At 72.5% G+C, this 23,114-nt stretch carries 30 protein-coding genes and 1 pseudogene; 16 read left to right on the top strand and 15 right to left on the bottom strand.

From position 1 onward, the window contains the following. Positions 1-97: 97 nt before the first annotated feature. Complete coding sequence (locus OO62_RS26830; protein ID WP_033270171.1) at positions 98-514, top strand: winged helix-turn-helix transcriptional regulator; 417 nt, start codon at positions 98-100, stop codon at positions 512-514. Positions 515-559: 45 nt separating this feature from the next. Here OO62_RS26830 and OO62_RS26825 read toward each other — a convergent pair whose 3' ends face one another. After that, the gene (locus OO62_RS26825; RefSeq protein ID WP_033270170.1) at positions 560-1,006 is read right to left on the bottom strand and encodes an RrF2 family transcriptional regulator; all 447 of its coding nucleotides are present in this window, start codon (positions 1,004-1,006) and stop codon (positions 560-562) included. A gap of 128 nt (positions 1,007-1,134) precedes the next feature. On the opposite strand from OO62_RS26825, the gene OO62_RS26820 reads away from it, so the two are divergent. Both OO62_RS26820 and OO62_RS37115 read left to right on the top strand, forming a co-directional pair. Beyond that, on the top strand, positions 1,135-1,572 hold the full coding sequence (locus OO62_RS26820) for a cupin domain-containing protein (RefSeq protein ID WP_033270169.1): 438 nt from the start codon (positions 1,135-1,137) through the stop codon (positions 1,570-1,572). Positions 1,573-1,671: 99 nt separating this feature from the next. Beyond that, on the top strand, positions 1,672-2,109 hold the full coding sequence (locus OO62_RS37115) for a hypothetical protein (RefSeq protein ID WP_051733625.1): 438 nt from the start codon (positions 1,672-1,674) through the stop codon (positions 2,107-2,109). A gap of 52 nt (positions 2,110-2,161) precedes the next feature. On the opposite strand, the gene OO62_RS26810 is transcribed toward OO62_RS37115, so the two are convergent. After that, positions 2,162-2,401 carry a DUF6480 family protein gene (locus OO62_RS26810; RefSeq protein ID WP_033270168.1) on the bottom strand — a complete coding sequence of 80 codons (240 nt, stop codon included), beginning with the start codon at positions 2,399-2,401 and terminating at the stop codon, positions 2,162-2,164. A gap of 169 nt (positions 2,402-2,570) precedes the next feature. Continuing rightward, the gene (locus OO62_RS40030) at positions 2,571-2,726 is read right to left on the bottom strand and encodes a DUF6131 family protein (protein ID WP_099873229.1); all 156 of its coding nucleotides are present in this window, start codon (positions 2,724-2,726) and stop codon (positions 2,571-2,573) included. Positions 2,727-3,058: 332 nt separating this feature from the next. Here OO62_RS40030 and OO62_RS39720 point away from each other — a divergent pair, with 332 nt between their 5' ends. Both OO62_RS39720 and OO62_RS26805 read left to right on the top strand, forming a co-directional pair. Beyond that, positions 3,059-3,220, top strand: a complete 162-nt coding sequence (locus OO62_RS39720) for a hypothetical protein (RefSeq protein WP_157850169.1) — start codon at positions 3,059-3,061, stop codon at positions 3,218-3,220. Between the two features lie 245 nt (positions 3,221-3,465). Further along, the gene (locus tag OO62_RS26805) at positions 3,466-4,308 is read left to right on the top strand and encodes an SAM-dependent methyltransferase (protein ID WP_033270167.1); all 843 of its coding nucleotides are present in this window, start codon (positions 3,466-3,468) and stop codon (positions 4,306-4,308) included. Positions 4,309-4,330: 22 nt separating this feature from the next. On the opposite strand, the gene OO62_RS26800 is transcribed toward OO62_RS26805, so the two are convergent. Continuing rightward, entirely contained in the window at positions 4,331-4,900 is a 570-nt protein-coding gene (locus tag OO62_RS26800; RefSeq protein WP_051733624.1) for an ATP-binding protein, read from the bottom strand. A gap of 214 nt (positions 4,901-5,114) precedes the next feature. On the opposite strand from OO62_RS26800, the gene OO62_RS26795 reads away from it, so the two are divergent. From OO62_RS26795 to OO62_RS26785, 3 genes are all read left to right on the top strand, one after another. Continuing rightward, positions 5,115-5,351 (top strand): DUF397 domain-containing protein, encoded by a 237-nt coding sequence (locus OO62_RS26795; protein ID WP_033270166.1) that lies wholly within the window; start codon positions 5,115-5,117, stop codon positions 5,349-5,351. A gap of 169 nt (positions 5,352-5,520) precedes the next feature. After that, positions 5,521-6,432: a helix-turn-helix domain-containing protein gene (locus OO62_RS26790; protein ID WP_033270165.1), complete on the top strand. Its 912-nt coding sequence runs from the start codon at positions 5,521-5,523 to the stop codon at positions 6,430-6,432. Between the two features lie 444 nt (positions 6,433-6,876). Further along, positions 6,877-7,377 carry an anthrone oxygenase family protein gene (locus OO62_RS26785; RefSeq protein WP_033270164.1) on the top strand — a complete coding sequence of 167 codons (501 nt, stop codon included), beginning with the start codon at positions 6,877-6,879 and terminating at the stop codon, positions 7,375-7,377. Between the two features lie 44 nt (positions 7,378-7,421). Here the strand turns inward: OO62_RS26785 and OO62_RS26780 are convergent, their stop codons facing one another. The 5 genes from OO62_RS26780 to OO62_RS26760 form a co-directional block, all read right to left on the bottom strand. Next, positions 7,422-7,736 (bottom strand): GatB/YqeY domain-containing protein, encoded by a 315-nt coding sequence (locus OO62_RS26780; protein ID WP_033270163.1) that lies wholly within the window; start codon positions 7,734-7,736, stop codon positions 7,422-7,424. Positions 7,737-7,899: 163 nt separating this feature from the next. Next, positions 7,900-8,250 (bottom strand): hypothetical protein, encoded by a 351-nt coding sequence (locus tag OO62_RS26775; protein ID WP_143686405.1) that lies wholly within the window; start codon positions 8,248-8,250, stop codon positions 7,900-7,902. A 208-nt stretch (positions 8,251-8,458) separates the two neighbouring features. Then, positions 8,459-8,740, bottom strand: a complete 282-nt coding sequence (locus OO62_RS26770) for a peptidylprolyl isomerase (protein ID WP_033270161.1) — start codon at positions 8,738-8,740, stop codon at positions 8,459-8,461. A 248-nt stretch (positions 8,741-8,988) separates the two neighbouring features. After that, positions 8,989-9,444 carry a cyclic nucleotide-binding domain-containing protein gene (locus tag OO62_RS26765; RefSeq protein WP_033270160.1) on the bottom strand — a complete coding sequence of 152 codons (456 nt, stop codon included), beginning with the start codon at positions 9,442-9,444 and terminating at the stop codon, positions 8,989-8,991. 205 nt (positions 9,445-9,649) lie between these two features. Further along, on the bottom strand, positions 9,650-10,594 hold the full coding sequence (locus tag OO62_RS26760; RefSeq protein ID WP_033270159.1) for a threonine/serine dehydratase: 945 nt from the start codon (positions 10,592-10,594) through the stop codon (positions 9,650-9,652). 126 nt (positions 10,595-10,720) lie between these two features. Here OO62_RS26760 and OO62_RS26755 point away from each other — a divergent pair, with 126 nt between their 5' ends. The 4 genes from OO62_RS26755 to OO62_RS26740 all read left to right on the top strand — a co-directional run bounded on the left by OO62_RS26755 (position 10,721) and on the right by OO62_RS26740 (position 15,186). Beyond that, positions 10,721-11,977, top strand: a complete 1,257-nt coding sequence (locus OO62_RS26755) for an SLC13 family permease (protein WP_033270158.1) — start codon at positions 10,721-10,723, stop codon at positions 11,975-11,977. Positions 11,978-11,981: 4 nt separating this feature from the next. Next, positions 11,982-12,503 carry a universal stress protein gene (locus tag OO62_RS26750; RefSeq protein WP_033270157.1) on the top strand — a complete coding sequence of 174 codons (522 nt, stop codon included), beginning with the start codon at positions 11,982-11,984 and terminating at the stop codon, positions 12,501-12,503. Positions 12,504-12,552: 49 nt separating this feature from the next. After that, positions 12,553-13,815, top strand: a complete 1,263-nt coding sequence (locus OO62_RS26745; RefSeq protein ID WP_033270156.1) for an APC family permease — start codon at positions 12,553-12,555, stop codon at positions 13,813-13,815. Between the two features lie 207 nt (positions 13,816-14,022). Next, positions 14,023-15,186 (top strand): serine hydrolase domain-containing protein, encoded by a 1,164-nt coding sequence (locus OO62_RS26740; protein ID WP_051733623.1) that lies wholly within the window; start codon positions 14,023-14,025, stop codon positions 15,184-15,186. Between the two features lie 128 nt (positions 15,187-15,314). Here OO62_RS26740 and OO62_RS26735 read toward each other — a convergent pair whose 3' ends face one another. Then, positions 15,315-15,530, bottom strand: a complete 216-nt coding sequence (locus tag OO62_RS26735; protein ID WP_033270154.1) for a ferredoxin — start codon at positions 15,528-15,530, stop codon at positions 15,315-15,317. A gap of 6 nt (positions 15,531-15,536) precedes the next feature. Then, entirely contained in the window at positions 15,537-16,727 is a 1,191-nt protein-coding gene (locus OO62_RS26730) for a cytochrome P450 (protein ID WP_033270153.1), read from the bottom strand. A 116-nt stretch (positions 16,728-16,843) separates the two neighbouring features. Here OO62_RS26730 and OO62_RS26725 point away from each other — a divergent pair, with 116 nt between their 5' ends. The 3 genes from OO62_RS26725 to dacB all read left to right on the top strand — a co-directional run bounded on the left by OO62_RS26725 (position 16,844) and on the right by dacB (position 19,830). Continuing rightward, the gene (locus tag OO62_RS26725; protein WP_078617367.1) at positions 16,844-17,467 is read left to right on the top strand and encodes a TetR/AcrR family transcriptional regulator; all 624 of its coding nucleotides are present in this window, start codon (positions 16,844-16,846) and stop codon (positions 17,465-17,467) included. A 158-nt stretch (positions 17,468-17,625) separates the two neighbouring features. Further along, the gene (locus tag OO62_RS37110; protein WP_051733622.1) at positions 17,626-18,057 is read left to right on the top strand and encodes a hypothetical protein; all 432 of its coding nucleotides are present in this window, start codon (positions 17,626-17,628) and stop codon (positions 18,055-18,057) included. A 153-nt stretch (positions 18,058-18,210) separates the two neighbouring features. Continuing rightward, the gene (gene dacB / locus OO62_RS26715) at positions 18,211-19,830 is read left to right on the top strand and encodes a D-alanyl-D-alanine carboxypeptidase/D-alanyl-D-alanine endopeptidase (RefSeq protein WP_051733621.1); all 1,620 of its coding nucleotides are present in this window, start codon (positions 18,211-18,213) and stop codon (positions 19,828-19,830) included. Between the two features lie 13 nt (positions 19,831-19,843). Here dacB and OO62_RS26710 read toward each other — a convergent pair whose 3' ends face one another. The 4 genes from OO62_RS26710 to OO62_RS26695 all read right to left on the bottom strand — a co-directional run bounded on the left by OO62_RS26710 (position 19,844) and on the right by OO62_RS26695 (position 22,524). After that, positions 19,844-20,263, bottom strand: coding sequence for a PPOX class F420-dependent oxidoreductase (locus OO62_RS26710; protein WP_033270152.1), 420 nt, complete (start codon positions 20,261-20,263; stop codon positions 19,844-19,846). A 222-nt stretch (positions 20,264-20,485) separates the two neighbouring features. Continuing rightward, on the bottom strand, positions 20,486-21,733 hold the full coding sequence (locus tag OO62_RS26705) for an SPFH domain-containing protein (protein ID WP_033270151.1): 1,248 nt from the start codon (positions 21,731-21,733) through the stop codon (positions 20,486-20,488). Between the two features lie 97 nt (positions 21,734-21,830). Then, a complete protein-coding gene (locus tag OO62_RS26700) occupies positions 21,831-22,055 on the bottom strand; it encodes a hypothetical protein (RefSeq protein WP_051733620.1) in 225 nt (74 codons plus the stop codon). A 151-nt stretch (positions 22,056-22,206) separates the two neighbouring features. After that, a complete protein-coding gene (locus OO62_RS26695) occupies positions 22,207-22,524 on the bottom strand; it encodes a hypothetical protein (RefSeq protein ID WP_033270150.1) in 318 nt (105 codons plus the stop codon). Between the two features lie 162 nt (positions 22,525-22,686). Between OO62_RS26695 and OO62_RS38330 the strand changes: the two are divergent. Beyond that, positions 22,687-23,114 (top strand): annotated as a pseudogene (locus OO62_RS38330) (hypothetical protein); the annotation flags it as partial.

Below are 23,114 nucleotides of genomic sequence, written 5' to 3'. Positions count from 1 at the left end.
CCTGGGGTGTTGACTCGCTCGGCGGGTTGCGGTCACCATCTTCGACACCGCTGGTACCTCTTGTGAAGTAGGCACCTGATTGATATCTAGGTACCTCATGGAAACCACCTCAAGTGAAGCCTTTGACGAGTGGGCCGCCACCTACCGCCGCGATTGCCCCTCGCGCACCGTTGTCGAGGCGCTGGCCAACAAGTGGGTGCTGTACGTCCTGGGGGCCCTCCGCCGGCACGACCGCCCGATGCGCTTCAGTGAACTGCGGCGACTGCTGGACGGGATCACCCAGAAGATGCTGACCCAGACCCTGCGCGCGTTGGAACGGGACGGCCTCGTGCACCGCACGGTCTACCCCACCGTTCCGCCTCGCGTGGAGTACGGGCTGACCGACCTCGGGGTCGAGGCCGGACAGCTGACCAGCGCCATCGGCGCATGGTCCGTGGTGCACGCCCAGCAGATCCTGACAGCCCGCCAGAACTTCGACGATCAGGCCGCAACGGCACCGGAACCCCTTCGCTAGATGCTGCGGACGCGACCGGCAGTCGCCGGGGCGAACGGAGGCGGCTCAGGGGGTGCGGGGGCCGCCCACGAGGCCGAGCAGGACCGGACCGGTCGGGGAGGCGACCAGCTCGCCCACGGTCAGCGGGTCGAGTGTGGCGTAGAAGGCTTCCTGCGCCGCGCGCAGGGCCCCGCGGAGCCGGCAGGCGGCGCGCAACGGGCACGGCGGGCCGCCCTCGCAGGCCACGACCTCGTCGTCGCCCTCCAACTCCCGCACCAGCCAGCCGACCGACGCCTGCCGCCCGAGCTCGGTCAGTTCCAGTCCGCCGCCGCGACCCCGCCGCGCGTCCACCACGCCGAGGTGCTGCAGCCGCGTGACGGCCTTCGCCATGTGGGCGTAGGGCACCTCCATCGCCTCCGCCACCTCACGCGTCGTCATGGAAACGTCCTGCGTGGAGACCGCCAGGCGCATCACCGCTCGCAGCGCCAGGTCGGTGAACTTCGTCAACCGCACGTGCCGACGCTAGCAAATACGGATGTTAGATTCCTATTTGAGGGGCCGGAATTCCCGTGGGGGTGCCGGGAGGGGTGTGCCGGGGGGTGTTGAATGCAGTGACAGGTACGCATCGGACGGTGGAAGCGATGGCCGACGGACACTCAGACCCCAGTGCCGCGAGCGGAGACCCGGTCCCGCGGCTGCTGTGCGACGTCAAGGCGCTCGCCGCGCTCGACCCGGCACCGGCGGGAGCACGGTGGCGGCTCGCCGAGCCCGGCCGGCAACTCGACGCCAATGTCGTGCACATCCGACCGGGGGAGAGCATCGACGCCCACACCGATCCCGACCTCGACGTCCTGCTCCTCGTCGTCGCGGGGGGCGGTGTTCTGGGCGCGACGGACGGCCCCGTACCGCTCGCCGAGGGGAGCCTGCTCTGGCTGCCGCGCGGCTCGTCCCGCAGCCTCACCGCGGGCGGGGACGGCCTGGCGTACATGACCGTCCACCCCCGCCGCCCCGGCATGCGGATCCGCTCCCACGGAACGCCCCGGGACCGGAGCCGGGACGAGGAGCAGGGCCGGGGCTGAGGCCGGGCCCGGGACCGCATTGCGCCGGATGGCAACGGAGCGGAGGACCTACGGCGAGCCGGACGCCCCGGTCCGGGGCTGGCGGCTACAAAGGGCGGCGTGCACGACAGCGACGAAGCGGTGGCCCCCGAACCCGATCCCGGTCCGTGTGATCTCTGCGGCGGCCCCATCCCGCCCAGCTTGCAGATCTTCTCCCTGGTGCCGGATTCCTCCGTCATCCATCCCGAGGATCCGGACCAGGACGGTCAACGGCTCCTGGCGGCCTGCAGTCCCGAGCATCTGTCCGATCTCCAGCAGCGCTACCGGCGGCGCCCCTATGTCAACGAGGAACTCTGGTCCGGGAAGATCGCCCGCGCCCTGCGCGCGCACCCCGAGGGCCTCGACGACGAGCATCTCGTCCAGGCCACCGGCCTGAACTTCATCCAGATCGAGCACGCCCTGTCGTGGGAGAGCGAACGCTTCCTGCGCAGCGAGACGCTTCCGGACGCCGACGAGACTCCGCCGGGCGCCGACGAGCGCCCGGCGGACGAGTGGTGACGCCGTCTCCGTGCCCGGCGCGCGGCGATCCCGTTTCCGTGCGCGCCGCCCGTCAGCGGCTCGCCATGATCACTGCGTAGGCGATGAAGAAGGCCGCGCAGAGCACGACGATGATGCCGAGGATGACGGCCGGGCCCTTGGCCCAGCCGCGCGACTGCGTGTCACGGGGGCCGGTCTCGGAGCCCGTGCTGTCCTCGCCCGGCGGCGTTTCGCCCGGTGGCACGCCACCGGCGGCGCCGAGGCCCGGAGTTTCGTCCGGGGTCGGCGCCGGGTGCTGGTTGCCGTTGCCCATACCGGAAACCTCTCTTGGCTACCCCGAGCAGCCAGCTCTTCCCGCTCCCTCTCCGGCGTGGCTGCTCACCTGCCGCGGAATGCGGCCCGACGTGACACGTGGCCGGGGTGTGTGGGGAGGCCGCCCCGCACGGTCACGACGCCCGTCGTCGGACTTCGATCGACGCCGGCTACCAGTAGTGCCGTCGTCCCGCGACCGCGTGCCCCATCGAGCCGAGGATCCACAGGATCGCACCGATCACGGCGAGAATGATCCCGATGGTCCACAGGATGCCGATGCCGGTCAAAAAGCCGACGACGAGCAAGATAATTCCGAGAACGATCACGATGCGCTCCGATCTCGCAAACGGTTTTTCCTTCTCAACTGTGATCCTCGCCGGGCACAAGGGCAACTGCTGGCCACTCTCCCGCTGCTGGAAAGCCGCGAGGGAGCGGCATTGCCGGCGGATTGCCGGCGGACGGCGTCCGAAGGCCCTGGCCTGCCGTGTCGTGGGTGACCCGGGATTCCGTACCGACCAGTCGGTACGTGCTGCGGCGCCCGCTCTCCAGGCGTCAGAAGGCGCCTTTCCCCGTCGTACGCCGCACCCCGGCCCGAGTCGCGCACGGCCGCCCTACGCGGTGAAGTAGGGGTGTGGCAACAAGGGAAGAGGAGGCCGAGATGCACCGCCCCGAAACTCCTGAGGAACCACGAGTCGGCGACCGGGAAAGCGAAAGCGGGAAACCGATGAAGATCGCCGAAATGGCGAAACGGAAAGCCAAGCAAACGATGGAAAAGCTCAAGCCGCACGACGGTCGGCGGTCGGAAAGCCCGCCTCCGTAGCCGATGGTGGCCGACGGCCCGCAGCGACTCCGCTCCTCGCATGCGACGTCCTGACGCGGAAGGGGCTTCCCCGTGCCGGGCCCCGACCCGCGATGCTCGGTGCTGCCGTACTGTGCCGGCGCGTCGGCGCGTTGGCAGCGGTCGGTGTCCGCACGGCGCTCCGCCCGTCGTTCAACCGCTAATGTGACCACAGGAATTGACGGGTCGTCCGGTGTTCGCCGCCGGGCGGGGAGGGGGCGCGGGGCATGGTGGAGCCGGAGGACTGGATGGCGGTCAGGGCCGCTCCGCCGGTCGAACTCCACACGGACCGGCCGCACGCCGCCCGCGTGTACGACGTCCTCCTCGGCGGCAAGACCAACTACCCCGCCGACCGCGCCGCGGCCGAACAGACGCTGGCCGCCCTCCCCAACGCCGCCATGATCGCCCGGCAGAACCGGGCGTTCATGCAGCGGGCCGCGCGCTATCTGGCGGCCGAGGCCGGTGTCCGGCAGTTCCTGGACATCGGCACCGGCATCCCGACCTCGCCCAACCTCCACGAGGTCGTGCAGGCCATCGCCCCGCAGTCGCGGATCGTGTACGCCGACAACGACCCCATCGTGCTGGCCCATTCGCGCGCCCTGCACACCAGCCATCGCGACGGCAGGACCGCCTACATCCAGGCCGACCTGTGCCGCCCGCGGGAGATCCTCCGCAACGAGCAGCTGCGCCGGACCCTCGACCTGGACCGGCCGATCGCGCTGACCCTGGTGGCCGTCCTGCACTGGCTCCCCTCGGACCACGATCCCTACGCCATCGTCGGCGAGCTGCTCGACGCCTTCCCGGCCGGCAGCTTCCTCGCCCTGACCCACGTCACCGACGACTTCGAGCCCGACGCGCTGGAGGAGGTCTCGGAGAACTTCCAGGCCAAGGGGTCACATGTGAACGCGCGCGGCAAGGGCGAGGTGCAGCGCTTCTTCGACGGACTGGAGATGGTGGAGCCCGGCCTCCAGGTGGTGCAGCAGTGGCGGCCGGACCCCGTGGAGCTGGGGGCGGACGCGTTCGGCGAGACCGACATCCCGCTCTACGCGGGGGTCGCCCGGAAGAACTGACACGCCGCCGGTGACGGCGCGGTCAGTGCACGGCCTCCCGGCCCGGCGCGCCGCCCGCGACGGCCGGCGGGGAGCACGACAGCGCCGCCCACACCGCCTTCCCCGCGGCGGTAGGGGCGGTCCAACCCCAGGCCCTGCTGAGGCAGTTGACCAGGTGCAGGCCGCGGCCGGACTCCGCGAGACGGCCGGGGGTGCCCAGTACGGGGACGCGGTTGCTGGGATCGCGGACGCCGCACACCACGAGGGCTCCGCGGCGCAGCAGACCCAGGCGGAGTGGGTGCGGGGAGGCGTCGCGGGCCGGGGGCCGCGCGAGTCCGTGGCGCAGAGCGTTGCTCAGGAGCTCGGTGACGACGAGCGCGGCGTCGTCGAGGAGCGGGGTCAACTCCCAGTAGGTGAGCATCGACCAGGTGAAGCGGCGGGCCTCGCCGGCCGCCCGCTGGTCCCCGGTCAGCGCGCGGACGGCACATCCGCCGGGGCCCCGGCTGCGCTCGTCGTCTCGGAGGGCGTCCTGCGAGACCTGCGTAAGCCAGTGGCCGGCAGGTGCGTCGAGCAGGCGGGCGGCGGTGGGGGATCCTGCCGGGCGGGGTGTCATCACGATCTCCGTGGAGCCTCTCGGGCCTGCGTCACGAACGGGTGATTCGCGACCACTATCCCCGGCTGTCGCTGGTGCTGCAAGTGCATCCGCAATTACAGTCAGAGGAAACGTAATTGCATCGGTAAGTACAGATGCAATTACACAGGCGCATGATGCCTGGTCGCGCCAGTGTGTGCCGCGAATAAGGCACTTGAGCAGGTGAGGAGTTGAGATGCAGCAGCTCGACAACGGAGTGCAGGCCGATCTGATCGAGGGCGTGGTCTGGAGGAAGAGCCGGCACAGCGCTCCGGGTGGCAACTGCGTGGAGGTCGCCGCGCTGCCGGACGGCGGCTTCGCCTTCCGCAACTCGCGTGATCCGCAGGGCCCCGCGCTGATCTACACCCAGGCGGAGCTGGACGCCTTCGTGGCGGGCGTGAAGGACGGCGAGTTCGACGCGATGGTGGGCTGAGCCGGGACGGGGCGTACCCAAGTCGCCTGGATCCAGGGCTTGCTGTCCGTCGCGGCCGACCGCGGGACCGGCGAGCCCTGACCACGTCCTGGTGATGACGACTTTCTGTACCCCGCGACCGGTGAATGGGATACTGCAGGTATCCGCACTGTCGCTTACGGGAGTTGGAATGTCCGCCATGATGCGGCCGCACGCCGAGCTGTCGATAAGGCACTACCTGGAGCAGCCGCAGGTCGGCCCGACGGTCGTGCGGATCGTCCTTGGTGCCCAGCTTCGCAAGCTGCGGCAGGAGCGCGGCATCACGCGGGAGGACGCGGGGCACGCGATCCGGGGCTCGCACGCCAAGATCACCCGGGTGGAGCGCGGTCAAGTCGGCTTCAAGGAGAAGGACTTGGCCGACCTGCTGACCCTCTACCGGGTGCATGACGAGGCCCGGCGCGCGGAGTACTTCGAACTGGCCCGGCAGGCCAACACCTCCGGCTGGTGGCACCAGTACAACGACGTCCTGGAGGACTGGTTCGAACTGCACATCGGGCTGGAGGAGGCCGCTGAGGTCATCCGCACCTACGAGGTGCAGTTCCTGCCCGGCCTGCTGCAGACCGAGGCGTACGCCTACGTGGTCACTCGTCTGGGGTATCCCGACGAAGCGGACTCCAAGATCGACCGGTTGGTCTCGCTACGGATGGAGCGCCAGAAGCTGCTGACCCGGCCGGGCGCGCCCCGGCTGTGGGCCGTGGTCGACGAGGCGGTGCTGCGCCGCCCCTTCGGCGGCCCGGACGTGATGCGCGCACAGCTGGAGCACCTTCTGAAGGTGGCCGAGCTGCCGAACGTGACGCTGCAGATCGCCCCGTTCAGCGTGGGGGCGAACGCGGTCGCCGGCTCCCCGATCACCATCCTGCGCTTCCGGGAGCCGGAACTCCCCGACAAGGTGTATCTGGAGCAGCTGACCGGCGCGGTCTATCTGGACAAGCAGGAGTCCGTCGACCAGTACAACTTGATCATGGAACGGCTGTGTACCGCGGCCAATCCGCCGGAGGAGACCGGCGCCTTCCTCACGGCACTCCTCGACCAACTGCCCTGACCGCTCGCACACTTCACGCCCCTGAGGGACGACGACCCGGCCCGGCCGCCACGACGGCCGACCGGGCGTGCGGGCGTGGGGGGCGACCACAATTACGCACCGCACCCGAGCAATGACCAAGTGTCCGCGCTGGCCTGGAGGCGGCTCTTGCCGGCCGCTCCGGCTCACGGGTGCGGAGCTGACCTGCGGCGCCGCCGGACGCGCCGGCTCGGCGGGCCGCCACGCCGAGTCAGAAGTTCTCCGGTAGTTCCATGCGTGTCGCTTCGCCACACAACTGATGCTCCAGAACGGATGGTTCTGGATGCCAGAAATGAAGGATCTTGGACTTCTGGTGGATATCCGACCACGCTTGAAACCGGCCTCGGTTTCCCGGCTCATCGCCTGGAGGAGCTGACCCGACGGGCCACTCATCCGCACCGAGCCAACGCACCGGAGCCGACAAACATGCGCATCAGACTGGTCCACGGATTCGCCCTGCTGAGCACCGGCCTCCTCGCCGGCGCGTTCGGCTACGGCGCGGCCAACCTCGTCCCCACCTTCAACGCGGTACCGCTGGAGATGCGGCTGTCATTCCACGCCGAACTGATGAAGATGAACGGCATCACCATGCAGGCGGCGATGGGTGCGTCGATCCTGGGTTCCCTGACACTCGCCGTCCTGACAGCGGGCCGCGCCCGACTGCTCGCGGGTGCGGCAGCTCTACTGGCCCTCGCGTCCTTCCTGATAACCAGGTTCGGCAATGTGCCGATCAACGGACGGATCAAGCAGTGGGCGCTCACCTCGGCCCCGGCCGATCACGCGGAGACCCTACGGCGCTGGGAACTGTTCAACGACCTCCGCACGCTCACCGCCTTCGCGGCCTTCGTTCTGCTGATCGTCCTCGCTGTCGGCGGGCTGCGAGCGGCCGACCACGCCGGACCTGATCGGGTGGCCAGGTCCTGGTGATCCGAGCCAGGGATTCGGTGGCCGTAGGCGCGGTCTCGGGTTGTTCACCCGTGGTCGTCGAGAAAGCGAAGCAGCACCGCGGCCTCCGCGCGTAGCCGCTCGACTCGGTCGGCGTGCGCGGGCGCAGCCAACTGCGCCGCGGTTTCCAGGCGTTCGGTGGCCTCGGCGCGCACGATGTCCGCCACACCGCGCTCGCTCAGCTCGCGCCGCGGTGCCTCGGTGGCACCGACGCCGACCGGTGACTGTTCGAGGGCCGAGCCGCGGGTGGCGGCTTCGTCCACGGGCACCGCCTCCGCGTTGTCCAGCTCAGCGAGCGTTGCCCGCAGGGCACTTACCGCGGCCTTGTCGCGGGCGCGCATCGCTTCGGGGAGGGCTTGACGCATGCGAACACGTAGGGACATGCCTGGACCCTATGGGCGTGTTCCTGGCCCGCCAACGGAATATTCCTGCGCTCCAGGTTCCCCGCCACCTTGAAACGCCGAGCTTCGGCAACTCATGGCCGGGCGCCACTCATAATTACGGTCAGCATCTGCGATGCCACCACGCCAACGCCGGATCTGCCATGGGCTCGTGATGCGTTCGCCCGAGGAACACCTCGTCCAGGCGCTCGACCTGCATCCGGAGCTCGGCAGCGGCTCTCGGCGGCAGCAGGTTCAGAGCTTCTTGCAGCTTGTCCCGAGCCCAGCCCGCACCGCAGCAGGAACAGGTGAACTCGGCCTCCCAGCGCTTCCAACGGCGCTCGGTGCCGTGGACGCGGGCAGACCACACGCTCAGGGCGACCGACACGATGCCCGGGGTCAACCGTTCCCGTTCGAGGGTGCGAACGGCCGCATTCGCGGCCCCTGACAGTCCGGGGACATCGCGATAGCGCACCCAGGGGCGCCGCCATCCGCGGTCGGGCGATCGAAGTGAAGCCGGCGTTCTACGCGGCACGGCCCCTTCGGATATCAGTCATGAGCAGCATCTTCCCACAAGCGCACGACCGGCCGGACAGGCCCTTGGGCGGTCGCAGCGTGCGCCGGCCGCGCCATGACGCAGGACGGGGTTGCGCCGCAACGGCGCAACCCCGCGGCACCTTGCGTCAGTCCTGGCGGCTGGTGACCTCTACGAGGTGCATCCCGAACTGGGTCTTCACCGGTCCCTGGACCACGCCGACGGGGGCGGAGAAGACGACCTGGTCGAACTCAGGGACCATCTGTCCCGGACCGAACGATCCAAGGTTGCCTCCGTCGCGGGACGAGGGGCAGGAGGAGTGCTTCTTGGCGAGCTCGCCGAAGTCTGCTCCGTTCTCGATCTGCTCCTTCAGGTTCAACGCTTCCGTTTCGGTCTTGACCAAGATGTGACGAGCGGTAGCCCTAGCCATTTTTTTTACGTCCTTTCGAGTCCATATCGACGCCATCGGGGATCGCGCACCTGGGGGACTTGCCTGTGGTGGCGATCATCAATCCCGACCCGCCGCAGGTCCACGTGCCGCCTTCGTAGGTCAGGCATGCGCCGACCCAGAATCTCACAGCTGATCACACGCGCACGGCCGGCCGGTAATCGATCTTGTGGCCAGACAGCTGACGAGCGGTGCGCCCGCCGGGAGGGGGACGCAGCCGTCCAGCACACCTAGGACGACGCCGCCCGCCGGGCCGCGTACTGGTCGAGGAGTTTGGCGCGGGTCGCCTGGAGCCGGTGCGCGAGGATCTCGGTGATGGCCCGCACCACCCGCAGCCCGAGAGCGGGTTCGCTCTCGCACAGCTCCCGCACCGCGGCCCCGTCGAACTCGTAGGCGCGCACCGGGCTGAACGCTTCCGCACCGAAGTCCCACCGGTGCGGGGCGAACAGCCAGGACCAGCCGAGCAGGTCGCCGGGCCCGAGCGTCGCGACCGCCACGGGGCGCCGGCCGGGCACGGTGATGTCGAGCGAGACCGACCCCGAGCGCAGTACCCAGAACCGGTCCGCGGTGCCGCCCTCCTCGAAGATCCGGGTGTCCTGCTCGAAGGAGACCTCGCGGGCCAGCTCCATCAGGCGCTCACGGTCGGGGGCCGGGAGTACGGTCAGCAGTCGCGTCGCGATGGTCATGGCCGAGCCCTCCTCGCCGCCGGCAGGCCGCGGGGTCGCGCCGGCGGGCGCGGTGCCTCTGCGGCCGTCCTACCTCCTTCCATTGGAACCGCGCTCGGCGCGCGGGGCACGCCGGGGCCGTGGGGGCCGCCGCACGCATACGGCAGCACCGGGCGTCAGGGGCGCCGCGCAGGCCCGGCGCGCGGGCCGGGCACGGCCCGTACGGTCAGCCGGCCAGGTCCGAGGGGTCGGTGTTCGCGCCGCACAGGAGGACGGCGAGGCGCTCGCCCGGCGCGGGCCGGTAGGCGCCGGTGAACAGGGCGGCGGCAGCGGCGGCCGTGCCGTGCTCGACGACCAGCCGGTAGCGGTCCCACAGCGTGCGCCGCGCCCGCACGATGTCCTCGTCCGGGACCAGCAGCGACGCCACGCCGGTGCGGCGGGCCACCTCGAAAGCGATGTCGCCGACGCGGCTCGCGCCGAGCGAGTCCGCGGCGACCCCGGAGACGGGCACCTCCACCTGGCGGCCGGCGGCCAGCGCGGCGTGCAGCGTCGGCGCGTTCTCCGGCTCGACGGCGACGACCTTCGCCCGGCCCTCCAGCGCCGTGGCGACCCCCGCCATCAGCCCGCCGCCGCCCACCGCGACGAGCACGGTGTCCAGCTCGCCGCGCGTCTGCTCCAGCAGCTCCAGGCCGACCGTTCCCTGGCCCGCGCACACCGCGGGCTGGTCGTAGGCGTGACAGAACAGCGCGCCGTGCTCCGTGGCCCGTTCGATCGCGGCCCGGTACGCGTCGGCGTACTTCTCCCCGACCTGCACCACCTCCGCACCGAGCGACCGCAGCCGGGCGACCTTCACCGGGGGAGCGGTCGTGGGCACGAACACCTCGGCGCGGGTGCCGAGCCGGCCCGCCGCGTAGGCGAACGCGAGCCCGGCGTTGCCGCCGGACGCGGCCACCACCCCCGCCCGGGGCAGCCGGCCCCGCTCGGCCGCGGCGAGCAGGTGGTTGAAGGCGCCGCGGGCCTTGAACGAGCCGGTGTGCTGAAGCATCTCCAGCTTGAGCCAGACCTCGGCGTCGGATACCGGCTCCTCCGGGGTGACCGCGACGACGGGGGTGCGCCGCACCCGCGCGCCGATCCGCCGGGCCGCCGCCTCGACGTCCACCATGGTGATCATTGCGGCCTCCTGCCGTGACGGTCGCGCGCGGTAACGGGTCCGCGCGCATCCTACGGCCGGGGCCGCCCGGCCCCCGGCGGATACCATCGCCGCAGGTCATCCGCCCGCCCACCGAAAGGCCCGGCCCTGAACACCCCGCTTGCCGAAACGCTCTCCGTCGCCCTGCTCATGGTGGTGCTCGCCTGTGCGGTGGTGCGGCCCTGGGGCCTGCCGGAGGCGGTCGTCGCCGTGCCGGCCGCCGGGGTGGTCATCGGCACCGGGGCGATCACGCTGGAGCACGCGCGTGCCGAGGCCGAGCGGCTCGGGCCGGTCATCGGCTTCCTCGCGGCGGTGCTCGTGCTGGCCCAACTGTGCGACGACGAGGGGGTGTTCCGGGCCTGCGGGGCCTGGATGGCGCGGAGTGCCGCCGGGCGGCCGCGCAGACTGCTGGCGCAGGTCTTCGTCACGGCCTCGGCGATCACCGCGGTGCTCAGCCTCGACGCCACGATCGTGCTGCTCACCCCGGTGGTGTTCGCCACCGCCGCCCGGCTCGGGGCCCGTCCCAAACCGCATGTGTACGCCTGCACCCATCTGTCGAATTCCGCCTCACTGCTGCTTCCGGTGTCCAACCTCACCAACCTGCTGGCCTTCGCCGCCAGCGGGCTGAGCTTCACCCGCTTCGCCGCCCTGATGGCGCTGCCGTGGCTGGCGGCGATCGGCGCCGAATATGTCGTCTTCCGGCGGTTCTTCGCCACCGACCTGGACGCCGGCGCCCAGGCCCCGCCGCCCGGCGAGCCGCCCGCCGTACCGGTGTTCGCGCTGGTGACGGTCGGCTGCACGCTGGCCGGCTTCGTCCTCACCTCCGCCCTGGGCGTCGACCCCGCGTGGGCGGCCGGCGCCGGGGCTGCGGTGCTCGCCGGCCGCGCCCTGATCCGGCGCCGTACCGGCCCGAAGGCCCTGGTCCGGGCGGCGGCGGTGCCCTTCCTCGGCTTCGTCCTGGCGCTCGGGATCGTGGTCCGCGCGGTGGTCGACAACGGACTCGGTGCCGCCCTGGGCCGTCTGGTGCCGGACGGTACGGGCCTGCCGGCGCTGCTGGCCGTCGCGGCGCTGGCGGCCGTCCTGGCGAATCTCATCAACAACCTGCCCGCCGTGCTGGTGCTGCTGCCGCTGACCGCCCCCACCGGGCCGGGCGCCGTGCTCGCGGTGCTGCTCGGCGTGAACATCGGCCCCAACCTCACCTACGCCGGCTCGCTGGCCACCCTGCTGTGGCGGCGCGTGGTGCACGCGCACGACGCACAGGTGAAGCTGGGCGAGTTCACCCGGCTCGGCCTGCTGGCCGTGCCTGCCGCCCTGGTGCTGTCGGTGCTGGCACTGTGGGCTTCGCTGACCGCCATCGGAGGCTGATCACGTGACCGTCATCGCCTGGATCGTGGAGGGCACCTGGCCCGCCTGCGTGGACGCGGCGCGCCGGGCGGCGCCCGACGACAGCGAGATCGTCCTGCTGCACGTCACCGACCCCGAGGTCCCCGAAGCCGCGCACGCCGCCTACGCCGGACTGCTCGGCCGCGCCCACCCCCGGGAGCGGCGCCCGGCCGGGCGCTGGGGCAGCGATCCGGGGACGGAGCTGGAGCACCTGGCCGCCGACTCCGCCGGGGAGTTGCTCGCCGCCGCGGCCGAGCGCCTCGGGCGGCCCTGCCGGCGCAGCGAGCGGGTCGGGCGCGTCGAGCGGGAGGTCGTGGCGGCCGCGGCCGACGCGGAGCTGCTCGTGCTCGCCCGGGACGGCGACCGCGCCCGAGTCGGGCCGCACAGCCTCGGCCCGGCGGGCCGGTTCGTCGTCGATCACGCCCCCTGCCCGGTCCTCCTCGTCTGGCCGCACGCCGCTCCCCGTACGGGTGCCCTGCCGCCCCCGCCGCCCGACCCGGCAGACTGACCGCGCCGACGGCGACCGGGCCGGCGGCGGCCGTGGGGAGGAGCGGACGATGGCGCAGGCGGACCCGGCCGGTGCGGGTGGGCTGAAACGACGGCTGGGGCTCTTCGACGCCGTGACGATCGGGCTGGGAGCCATGATCGGCGCGGGGATCTTCGCGGCCCTGGCACCGGCCGCCGGCGCGGCCGGATCCGGGCTGCTGCCGGCGCTGGCCGGCGCGGCGGTGGTCGCCTACTGCAACGCGACGTCCTCGGCCCGGCTGGCGGCCCGCTACCCGGCGTCGGGCGGCACCTACGTCTACGGCCGGGAGCGGCTGGGCGCGTTCTGGGGCTACCTCGCCGGGTGGGGGTTCGTCGTCGGCAAGACCGCCTCGTGCGCGGCGATGGCGCTGACCGTCGGACTGTACGTCTGGCCGGGGCAGGCGCACGCGGTGGCGGCGGCCGCGGTGGTGGCGCTGACCGCGGTGAACTACGCCGGGGTGCGGAAGTCCGCCTGGTTCACCCGGGCCCTGGTCGCGGTGGTACTCGCCGTACTGACCGTGGTGGTGACGGTCTGCCTGACCAGCCGCGCCGCCGACCCCGTACGCCTGGATCCCGGCGCCGGCGCCACCGCCGGCGGGGTGCTGCGCGCCGCCGGCCTGCTGTTCTTCGCCTTCGCCGGGTACGCCCGGATCGCCACCCTCGGCGAGGAGGTGCGCGACCCCGCGCGCACCATCCCCCGCGCCGTCCCGCTGGCCCTGGGCATCACGCTGGTGGTGTACGCCGCGGTCGCCGTCGCGGCGCTCGCGGTGCTCGGCCCCACCCGGCTCGCCGGCGCCACCGCGCCGCTGGCCGAGGCGGTACGCGCGGCCGGGACACCGGAGTTGGTGCCGCTGGTGCGGGCCGGTGCCGCCGCGGCGGCGGCGGGCTCGCTGCTCGCGCTGATCCTCGGTGTCTCCCGTACGACGCTGGCGATGGCCCGCGACCGGCACCTGCCCGTTGTGCTGGCCGCCGTCCACCCCCGCTTCCACGTGCCGCATCGCGCGGAACTCGCGGTCGGCGCCGTCGTGGCCGTGCTCGCCGCGACCGCCGACGTCCGGGCCGCGATCGGTTTCTCCTCCTTCGGCGTGCTGGCCTACTACGCCGTCGCCAACGCGGCCGCCCTCACCCTCACCGCGGCGGAGCACCGCCCGCCCCGCGTCGTCCCCGCGGTCGGCCTGGCCGGCTGCCTGGTCCTCGCCTTCGCCCTCCCGGCGACCGCGGTGGTGGCCGGCGCCGCCGTACTCGCGGCGGGCGCGGCCGCGTACGGGGTGCGCGCGGCGCGCGGCACCGCATGACGCACGGCTGTACGCGCCCGCCCGTGGCCTGACACCCGGCCCGCGACGGGACTGCGCCCGGCCCCGGTTCTCCGCCGGCTGAGCGCGCCGGGGGGTAGCCCTACCTGCGGCTGGGCGGGTAGCACGATCGTCCCGCGCGGTCGCCTCCGGAGACGCTGGGTCCGGCACATGCCGCTGATTTCCTGAAGTTTCCGTAGGAGTGGGCTGATGCGTGAGCAGGCAGGCACGACGTTTTGTTCGTCCGGGCGGTGGAGCGGTCGGCGTGGAGCCGTGCAGGCGGCGGCCGCGGTGGCCCTCGGCGTCCTGACGACGGGCGCCTTGGCGCCGCCCGCGGCGTCCGCCGCCACCGGGCCGGTCTCCGTCCGGAAGGGCCTGCACGCGCTGGTGCACACCGACGGCGTGCCCGCCGCGCTGGCGAGCGTCAAGGGCCGTGACGGCCGGACGCGTACCTACACCGCGGGGGTCGGTGACGTGGCCACCGGTGCGAAGGTGCCCCGGGACGGGCAGGTGCGTATCGGCAGCAACACCAAGACGTTCACCGCGGTGGTCGTGCTGCAACTGGTCGGTGAAGGCAGGGTGGGGCTCGATGCCCCGGTCGAACGCTATCTGCCCGGCCTCCTCCGCGGGGACGGGATCGACGGACGCCGCATCACCGTCCGCCAACTGCTTCAGCAGACCAGCGGACTTCCCAACTACAGCAATTACCTCAGCGACGACATCCGCTCCTACGACCCCCGCGAACTCCTCGACCTCGCTCTCCGGCACAAGGCCGACTTCGCCCCCGGTACGCAGTGGGCCTACAGCAACACGAACTACCTGGTGGCCGGTCTGATCGCGCAGAAGGTCACCGGCCGCCCCCTCGCCGAGGAGATCGACCGGCGCGTCGTCCGGCGCATCGGACTGCGCCACACCTACTTCCCCGCCCCCGGCGAGGTGACGATCCGGGAGCGCCATCCCCAGGGTTATTACCAAGAGGCGGCAGGCGCGCCGCTGGTCGACGCCACGGAATGGGACCCTTCCTGGGCCTGGGCCGCGGGCCAGATGGTGTCCACCAACTCCGACCTGAACCGTTTCTTCACCGCGCTGCTGGCCGGCCGCCTCCTCCCGAAGGCTCAGCTTGACCAGATGCGCACCACCGTCCCCGCCGGTTACCCCTTCCCCGCCGGTGCTCGCTACGGGCTGGGACTCGTGAGCACGCCGCTCTCGTGCGGCGGTGTCTACTGGGGCCACGGCGGCAGCATGACGGGGTATGAGACCCGCGGCGGCGCCACCGAGGACGGCCGCGCCGCCGCCGTCGCCGTGACCGTCCAGCCGGGCCGGGCGACCAAGCAGCTCATGGACGGTGTCGTGGACACCGCCCTGTGCCGCTGAAGCACGCAGCGCCGTCCGGGAATCCGCGGCGGCCCGGACGGCACGCGGGACCCGGTCCCGTGTGCCGTCCGCCGCCCTCGCCGGTGCCGACCGCCGTGGGGCCCGTCACCCCGCCCGGCGGACCCGCCCTAGGGGCGGGGGCCGACGACCCGCTCGCCGTCCCGCACGGTGATCGCCATCGCGGGACAGAGATCGGCCGCGTCCAGCGCCCGCTCGTCCTCCTCGATCACGTCCTTCAGGGGCCGGGCGTGCGCGCCGTCCACGACGAAGAGGTCGGGGGCGATGGCGGGGCAGGAGCCCGAGGCGATGCACTGCTGGGGGTCGATCTCCACCTTCCACGTCACTGCGGCTCACCACCCCACCGGCAGGACCCGCGGGCCGCGCACCAGCATCTGGCTCTTCCACTCCACATCGCCGGCCACGTGCAGCTTCGGGAAGCGGGTGAGCAGGGCGCCGAGCGCTTCCTGGAGTTCCAGCCGGGCCAGCGGGGCGCCCAGGCAGTGGTGGACGCCGTGGCCGAAGCCGAGGTGCTGGTTGCCGGACCGGGCGATGTCCAGGGTGCCGGGCGCGTCGAAGCGCAGCGCGTCGCGGTTCGCGGCGCCGACGGCGACCAGGACCGGGGTACCGGCCCGTACGAGCGTGCCGCCGACATCGATGTCTTCCGTGGCGTAGCGGGGCTGGCTCGCGCCGCTGCCCAGCGGGACGAACCGCAGCAGCTCCTCGACGGCGTTGCCGATGAGGTCGGGCCGTTCGCGCAGCAGGGCGAGCTGCTCGGGGTGGTCCAGCAGGGCGAGGACGAAGTTGGGGATCTGGGTGGCGGTGGTCTCGTGCCCGGCGACCAGGATGCCGACGCAGAGGTCGACGAGTTCGAGCTCGGAGAGCCGGTCGCCGACGTCCCGGGCGTCGATCAGTGCGGTCATCAGGTCGTCCTGCGGTGCGTCCCGGTGCTCCTGGATCAACTGCCGCATGTAAGCGCGGAGTTCCTCCTGGTTGGCGTCGAACTCCTCGGACGTCAGGGAGCTGGTCGACAGGGCGGCGTCGCTCCACACCCGGAAGCGCGGCCGGTCCTCGGGCGGGACGCCGAGCAGCCGGCAGATGACGGCGACGGGGATGGGCAGTGCGAAACGGTCCACCAGGTCGGCCGGCGGTCCGGCGGCCTCCAGCTCGTCGAGGAGTTCGTGGGTCAGCGCCACGACCTGCGGCCTGAGCTTCTCGACCTGACGGACCGTGAACGCCTTGGCCACCAGCGTGCGAAGCCGGGTGTGGTCGGGCGGGTCCATGCCCAGGATGCCGCTGGTGCGGCGGCCCTCGGACTGCCGGGGTTCGTCGTGCAGGGCGCTCGCGGCGCGGCTGAAGCGCTGGTCACCGAGGACGAAGCGGGCCTCGGCGTAGCGGGTGACCAGCCAGGCCGGCTCGCCGTACGCCATCCGCACCTTGAGCAGGCCGGGGCGGTTGCGGGCCCGCTCGTACTCGTCGGCGAGCTCAAGGCTCTCGGGGACATTGAAGGGGTAGGAGAGGGGTGCTGTGTCGGCTGTGGTCAAGGTGACCTCCCTTGTGTAAGCACCTGCTTACATAAGGTAGGACGCCCCCTCGGGCTGGTCAACGACGCATTGCGGCCGTCATGGTGACGGCCCGGAAGAGAGGAGCGTGACGACACGTGGGGGAGACCTCGCAGCACGGCACGGTGCGTGCACAGCACCGCCGCAGCGCCCAGGGCACCCGGCTGCGGCTGCTCGACGCCGCGTCGGAACTGTTCGCCGAGCGCGGCTACGAGCGGACGACGGTGCGCGACATCGCGGCCCGCGCCGGGGCCAACCAGGCCCTGCTGTTCCGCTACTTCGGATCGAAGAAAGCCCTGTTCGGAGAGGTGATGGCGCGCGGCGGGCAGGAGCAGCTGCGTACCACGCCCGCCGGGCAGCTGTTCGACGTGGCGCTGCGCGGCATGCTCGCCGGCGGGCGCACGGGCGGCGACCGGTCGCTGGAGGTGTGTCTGCGCTCCATCGGTGGCAGTGACGAGATCGCGGACGCGCTGCGGGGCCTGGGGGAGGAGTACGCGGAGGTGCTCGCCACGCTCTCGCCGTCCGACAACGGCCCGTTGCGTGCCGATCTGGCGCTTTCCTGGCTGCTGGGAATTGGCTTGATGCGAGTGGTGGTCGGCAAGGAACCGTTGGCGAGCGCCGACCCCGACACGGTCTCCGCTCTCGTCGCCGGCGCCCTGGGGCACCTGCTGGAGAGCCTGCCGGAGGGCGGTTCGGCGGAGGGTGGTTCGGCGGAGGGGTGAACACGGCCCGGCGAACGGGCGGTCCGGCGGCGCGCCGGCGTGGTTCTGCTGCGTTCCGGTGACACCCCGGCGGGTCGCGCCGATACCGACAAAACCGGCCTTATCGTCGCCTTTGCAGAGGATATTCCTTTTCTGCAAAGTCGAGTGAAGGTGGAAACATGCTCCGTTCGATCCCTCGCGGCCTCGCGGTGGCCGGCCTGACCGCGGCTGCCCTGGTGCTGCCGACGGCTGGCGCCGCGACCGCCGCCCCCAGCAGCACGCCCACCCCCGTGTGCTCCTCGCACGGCTGCGAACGTGGCCACCACGGCAAGGGGCAGGACAAGGCCCACGGCCGCTCCGGCCACGGCGGCCACAACGCCCACCGCCGCAACGGCCGCGACGGCTATGACGACTTCGGCCGTGACGGCGGCCGCCGCGACGGCTTCGGCTACGGCCGTGACGGCTACGGCCGCGACGGGTACGGCCGCGACGGGTACGGACGCGACGGCTACGGGTACGGCCGTGACGGCTACGGCCGCGACGGTTACGGCCGCGACGGCTACGGCGCGGGCCGCGGCCTGTTCGGCCTCGGCCTGCTCGGGCTCCTCTGACGCCCGCCGGATCCATCAGGCGGTGGGCCCGGGAACGCGCACCCGGGCCCACCGCATGCCGCCGGACGCCGCCTGCCGCAGCACACCGCGCGTCGCACCGGCCGGCCCGCGGCGGCACCCGCACGAGGGAACACACCCATCGGTGGAGTCCGCATGTCACCAACCGCCCGGCGCCGGAGGATCCCCCGGCGCGCCGTCGTCACGCTGGCGCTCCTGCTGTCCGTCGGTATCGTCGTCACCGGCCTCGTCCAGGCCGCTCCGCAACCGTCCCCGACGCCCGCACCGGCCCGCGGCGGCCTCGGCCCGCGCCTCGCGGCGGTCATGGGCAAACCCGCGTACCGGCACGCCCAATGGGGGCTGTTCCAGCAGAACCCGCGGACGGGCAGGGTGCTGCAGTCCCGCTTCGCCGACCAGTTCTTCATCCCCGGCTCGACGGCCAAACTGTTCAGCGTCAGCGGCACCTGGCACACCCTCGGCGGCGACCACCGCTTCGTCACCCCGGTGTACGCCGTCGGGCAGCGCCGTCACGCGACGCTCAGGGGTGACCTGGTCCTGGTCGCCCAGGGCGACCTGACCCTCGGCGGCCGGACCCGCAAGGACGGCACCGTCGCCTACACCCCCATCGACCACACCTACGCCAACGACGTCCCCGGAGCCACCCTCACCCCGGAGAACCCGCTGGCCGGCCTCGACCACCTCGCCCGTCAGGTGCGCGCCGCAGGGATCCGGCGGGTTGACGGCGATGTCGTCGTCGACGCCCGGCTGTTCCGGCCCGACCCGGATCTCGACCCGACGCCCACCCCGATGATCGTCAACGACAACGTCATCGATCTGCTGACCTCACCCGGGCGCGCCGCCGGCAGCCCCGCCGCCCTGGAGGTGCGTCCGAAAGTCGCGCCCTACCGGGTCACCTCGTCCGTCCGCACCGTCGCGCCCGGCAAACCCACCGCCATCGCCGTCCAGACCTCGCCCGACGGCACCCGGATCCAGCTGTCCGGCACCATCGCCGCCGGCTCCGCCCCCGTCCTGCGGATCTCCCCGGTCAAGGACCCCGATGCGTTCGGCCGGACCGCCCTGATCGAGGCGCTGCGCCGGGCCGGGGTCCAGGTCACCGCGAACCCCGTCGGCCCGCGCCCCGTCGCCCGGCTGCCCCGCTCCTACCGGGGCGTGCCCGCGGTGGCCCGCTACACCTCCCCGCCGTACCGCGAGTACGCCCAGCTCATCCTCAAGGTGAGCCACAACCTCGGGGCGAACCTCGGGGTGTGCCTGATGGCCACGACCGCCGGGAGCACCGACTGCGAGGACGGATTCCCCGTGCTCGCCGCGTTCCTGGACGCCGCGAAGGTGGACCGCAAGGCCGTACAGCTCGCCGACGGCCGGGGCGGCAACCCGGCCGACCGGACCACGCCGCGGGCGTTGGCGCAGATCCTGACGTACTGGCAGCGCACCGGCGAGGCCCGGAACTTCCGCGAGGCGTTGCCGGTCCTGGGCGTCGACGGGACTCTGGCGGACTCCTGCCGGCACTGCCCGTCACGCGGCAAGGTCTTCGCGAAGACCGGCACCGCGGCGGGCGGCGACGCCCTCAACGACCGGCTGGCCGTCGGTGCCGAGACCATCGCCGGCTACCTGGAGACCGGTAAGGGCCGCTTCGACGTCTTCTTCGTCGGGGTCAACGGCGCCGCCACCCCCACCGCCGCCATCCAGGGCGTGCTGACCATCGGCGACGACGTGGCCGATGCCGCCGCCCTCCTTCAGCAGAAGAGCGGCGGCTGACCGGCGCCGGTCCTCAGCCGGCCTGGCTGCTGTCCTTCAGACCGCCCCAGCCGTGCCAGCGGTCGATCTCGATCCAGGCGCTGACCCGGCGGCGGTCCCGCTGGGGGTACGACCGCCCGAGATAGCGCTGGGCCAGCCGGTCGATGTCGGTGAGATCGTCGTCGTCACGGAGCTCCGCGACCCGGCCGATCAGGCTGAGGTGGGTGTACCAGTCGCCGTCGTCGAGCACGGTGAGCGACACCCGGGGGTCGTTGCGTACGTGTTCCAGTCGCTTGCGGCCCTCGTCCATGTTGACCAGGACCCGTCCGTCATCCCAGAGGTACCAGGTGGCGGTGGACACCGGCTGGCCGTCCTGCCGCAGCGTGGTGATGACGGACGGGTTGGGCTTGGCCAGCATGGCGGTCGCGGCTTCGGGGAGCGGTGGTTTCGACATCTGAGGCACCTTCACTGCGTCGCTGTTGCCTTCCGGGGGCGACGGTGATGCACCGTCACCGCCCCCGGCTCCTGACCGCATCATGACGCGGCGGGGGCGGAATGCCCGGCAGGCGAGCGGCGGCCCGCCCCGGTCCACACACGTCGGTCACCTCTCCGGGACAGGATTTCCGCACGTAAGGACGACGGGCGGGGTTCCCCGCCCGTCGTCGGCGCCCCCCCGCTACGGCCCGGAGGCCGGGCCGTCCTGCTTGAGCCTGGTCACCTTCGAGGGCAGCGAGCCGGCGCCGTCGGCCAGTGGTGGAGCCGCGGCCGACGTGCCACCGGCCGCGGCCGGTGACTTCTTCAGGGCGTCGAGGATGGCCAGACCCTGCCCGACGACGGCGGAGGCGATCTCGTTCAGGCCGTCGGTGCCGTTGAGGACGGTCAGCTGCGAGCCGGAGATCCCCTCGGCGGCGGCCTCGGCCAGCGCCGGGAGGTTCTCGACGGTGCGGTTGGCGGCGAGCAGCTCCTGATTGCCGTCCCGCAGCGAGGAGGCCAGCGCGTTGTTCGCGTCGGCACGCGCCTGGGCGACGGCCCGTTCGCTGTACGCGCGGGCGTCCGCCTCGTAGCGGACCTGGTCGCGCTGGGCCTCCGCCAGGGTGCGCAGCCGGTACGCCTCGGCGTCCGCGGGGCGGCGTACCTCCGCCTCCAGACGCTGGGCGGCCAGCGCGGCCTGCCGCTCGGCCAGCGAGGTCTGCTCCTCGATGACCTCCTGCGAGGCCCTGGCCTGGGACAGCGGGCCGGCCTGTGCGGCGCGGGCGTTGTACTGCTCGGTCTCGGCGCGGAACCCGGCCCGCTTGATCGCGGTGTCCCGCTCGTACTCCGCCTTGAGCGCCGCCGCCTGCTGCTCCCGCTCGGTCGCTTCCTGGTCGGCCCTGGCCTGGGCGATCCGGGCGGCGCTGGCGACGGCCGCGGCGTGCGGCGCGGCCAGGTTGGTGATGTAGCCGGAGGTGTCGCCGATCTCCTGGATCTGCAGGGCGTCGACGACGATGCCGAGCTTCTCCATCTCGGAGTGGCTGCCGTCCTTGACCTCCTGGGCCACCCGGTCCCGCTCCCGGATGATCTGCTCGACGGTCAGCCCGCCGACGATCGACCGCAGATGGCCGGCGAAGATCCGCCCCACCAGCTCCTCCATGCTGGCCTGCTCGTCCAGGAACCGTCGCGCGGCGTTGGCGATCGACGGCTGGTCGTCACCGACCTTGAAGACCGCGACCGCCCGCACGGCGAGCCGGATGCCCTGCTGCGTGACGCAGTCCTCGGAGATCTCGGTCTCCCGCAGCGACAGCGACAGCAGGCTCGCCTTCTGTTTGACGGGCAGGACCCAGCAGCCGTGGCCCGTGACGATACGGAATTGGGCGTCCCCGGCCCGGCGCTTCGAGCCGGAGATCAACAGCGCCTCGTTCGGCGCGGGAACATGCCAGAACAGCATGGAAACGCTCCTGGTCCGGTGCGGCCGCCCCGGGTGGTACGGGGCCGGCCGGGGGTAGGAGGGGCGCCCATCCGGCCACCGAGGCGGCCGGGCCGCGTCAGGTGGCGGGCAGCGGCGCGACGATCACCGACCGCGCCGAGGTGTGGTCCACCACGATGACCTGCGTGTGCCGCGCGATGGGCTCCCGGGACCAGGCGGCGAAGGACTCGGTCCCGCCGCGCACCGGCAGCAGCACCTCGCCGGGCCCGTCGGCCGGGATCGACACGGTCACCCGCCCGATCAACCCGATCGGGCTGAAGTCCGTGTCATCCCTCGCGCTCACCCGGGCTCCGTCGCTGGTCGAAGCCGCTGTCCGGGCTCATGCCGGACAGCGGGACGTCTCGACAACTCAACGGTACTCCGGGCCGGGTGCCGCTTCAGGCCGTCGGGGGCGGACGGCCCCGGGGCCGCCGCACCGGGTGCGTACGGGCCGCTCAGATGTCCAGGCGGGCCGGCCGGGCGGCCGGGACGGGTTTGCGCGACGGCAGCACGTCCGGCGCCCGGTGCGGCCGGAGCGCGGCGAGTGCCGTCTCGGTCTCCTCCACGAAACAGTGGTACGAGACCAGCCGCTGCCACTCGGGATCGGCGACGCCGGGGACGGTGGCGGCGCGCTCGCTCCAGAGGCGTACCAGGCCCGCGAAGACCGGGGTCTGCCGGGCGATCTCCGCGGTGAGCCACCGGGGCGTGGACCCGGGCCCGGGGAGGAAAGTCTGACCGTGACCTGCGACGGTGCCGGAGGTAGGGGCGCTCATGGACGTAGAAACGATTCTTCCGGCCTGGGGTCACTGCGTATTTTTACGGCACCGCCCGCATCCGCCCCGGAGGCATGGGGGCAACTCCCTCGAATATCACCTCATGCAGTGATCTATTGCCGGTAAGCGGTTCAATCCGGACGAACAAACGTTGTGGCTGTCATGGAACCGAGGGAGTTGTGGGAGCGCCATGCGGTACTCGCACAGGCGTTTTGCAGCAGCGATGACGAGGTCCGCCGGACCCAGGGGCTCCTCGACGAGGCGGAGGCCCGCCGGTCGCGCACCCTGGCCGCCTTCGCCGTGACTGTGGGCAGCGACGCGGTGGTGGCGGACCTGCTCGGCCTCGACGAACGCGAAGTGCGCCTGGCCCGCCGCACGGTGGGCAAGGACGACGCCCGCGCGGTCGCCAAGAGTCTGCTCGCGCAGCCGGCCCGCGAGCAGCCTCCCGTGGTCGACCAGCCCACGGCGCCGCAGCCGGTGGTGCCCCCGGCGGGCCCGGCCGCCGCCCACCCCACCGGCCCGGCCCAGGCGCCGGCCGCGCCCGCCCCGCAGGCCCCCGCACATCCGTCCCCCGCTCCCCAGGCCCCCGC

The organism is Streptomyces lydicus (genome assembly GCF_000717345.1).
Classification (GTDB): domain Bacteria; phylum Actinomycetota; class Actinomycetes; order Streptomycetales; family Streptomycetaceae; genus Streptomyces; species Streptomyces lydicus.
The sequence above is the reverse complement of the archived record's forward strand: the minus strand, read 5'-3'. Positions and strand labels throughout refer to the sequence as shown.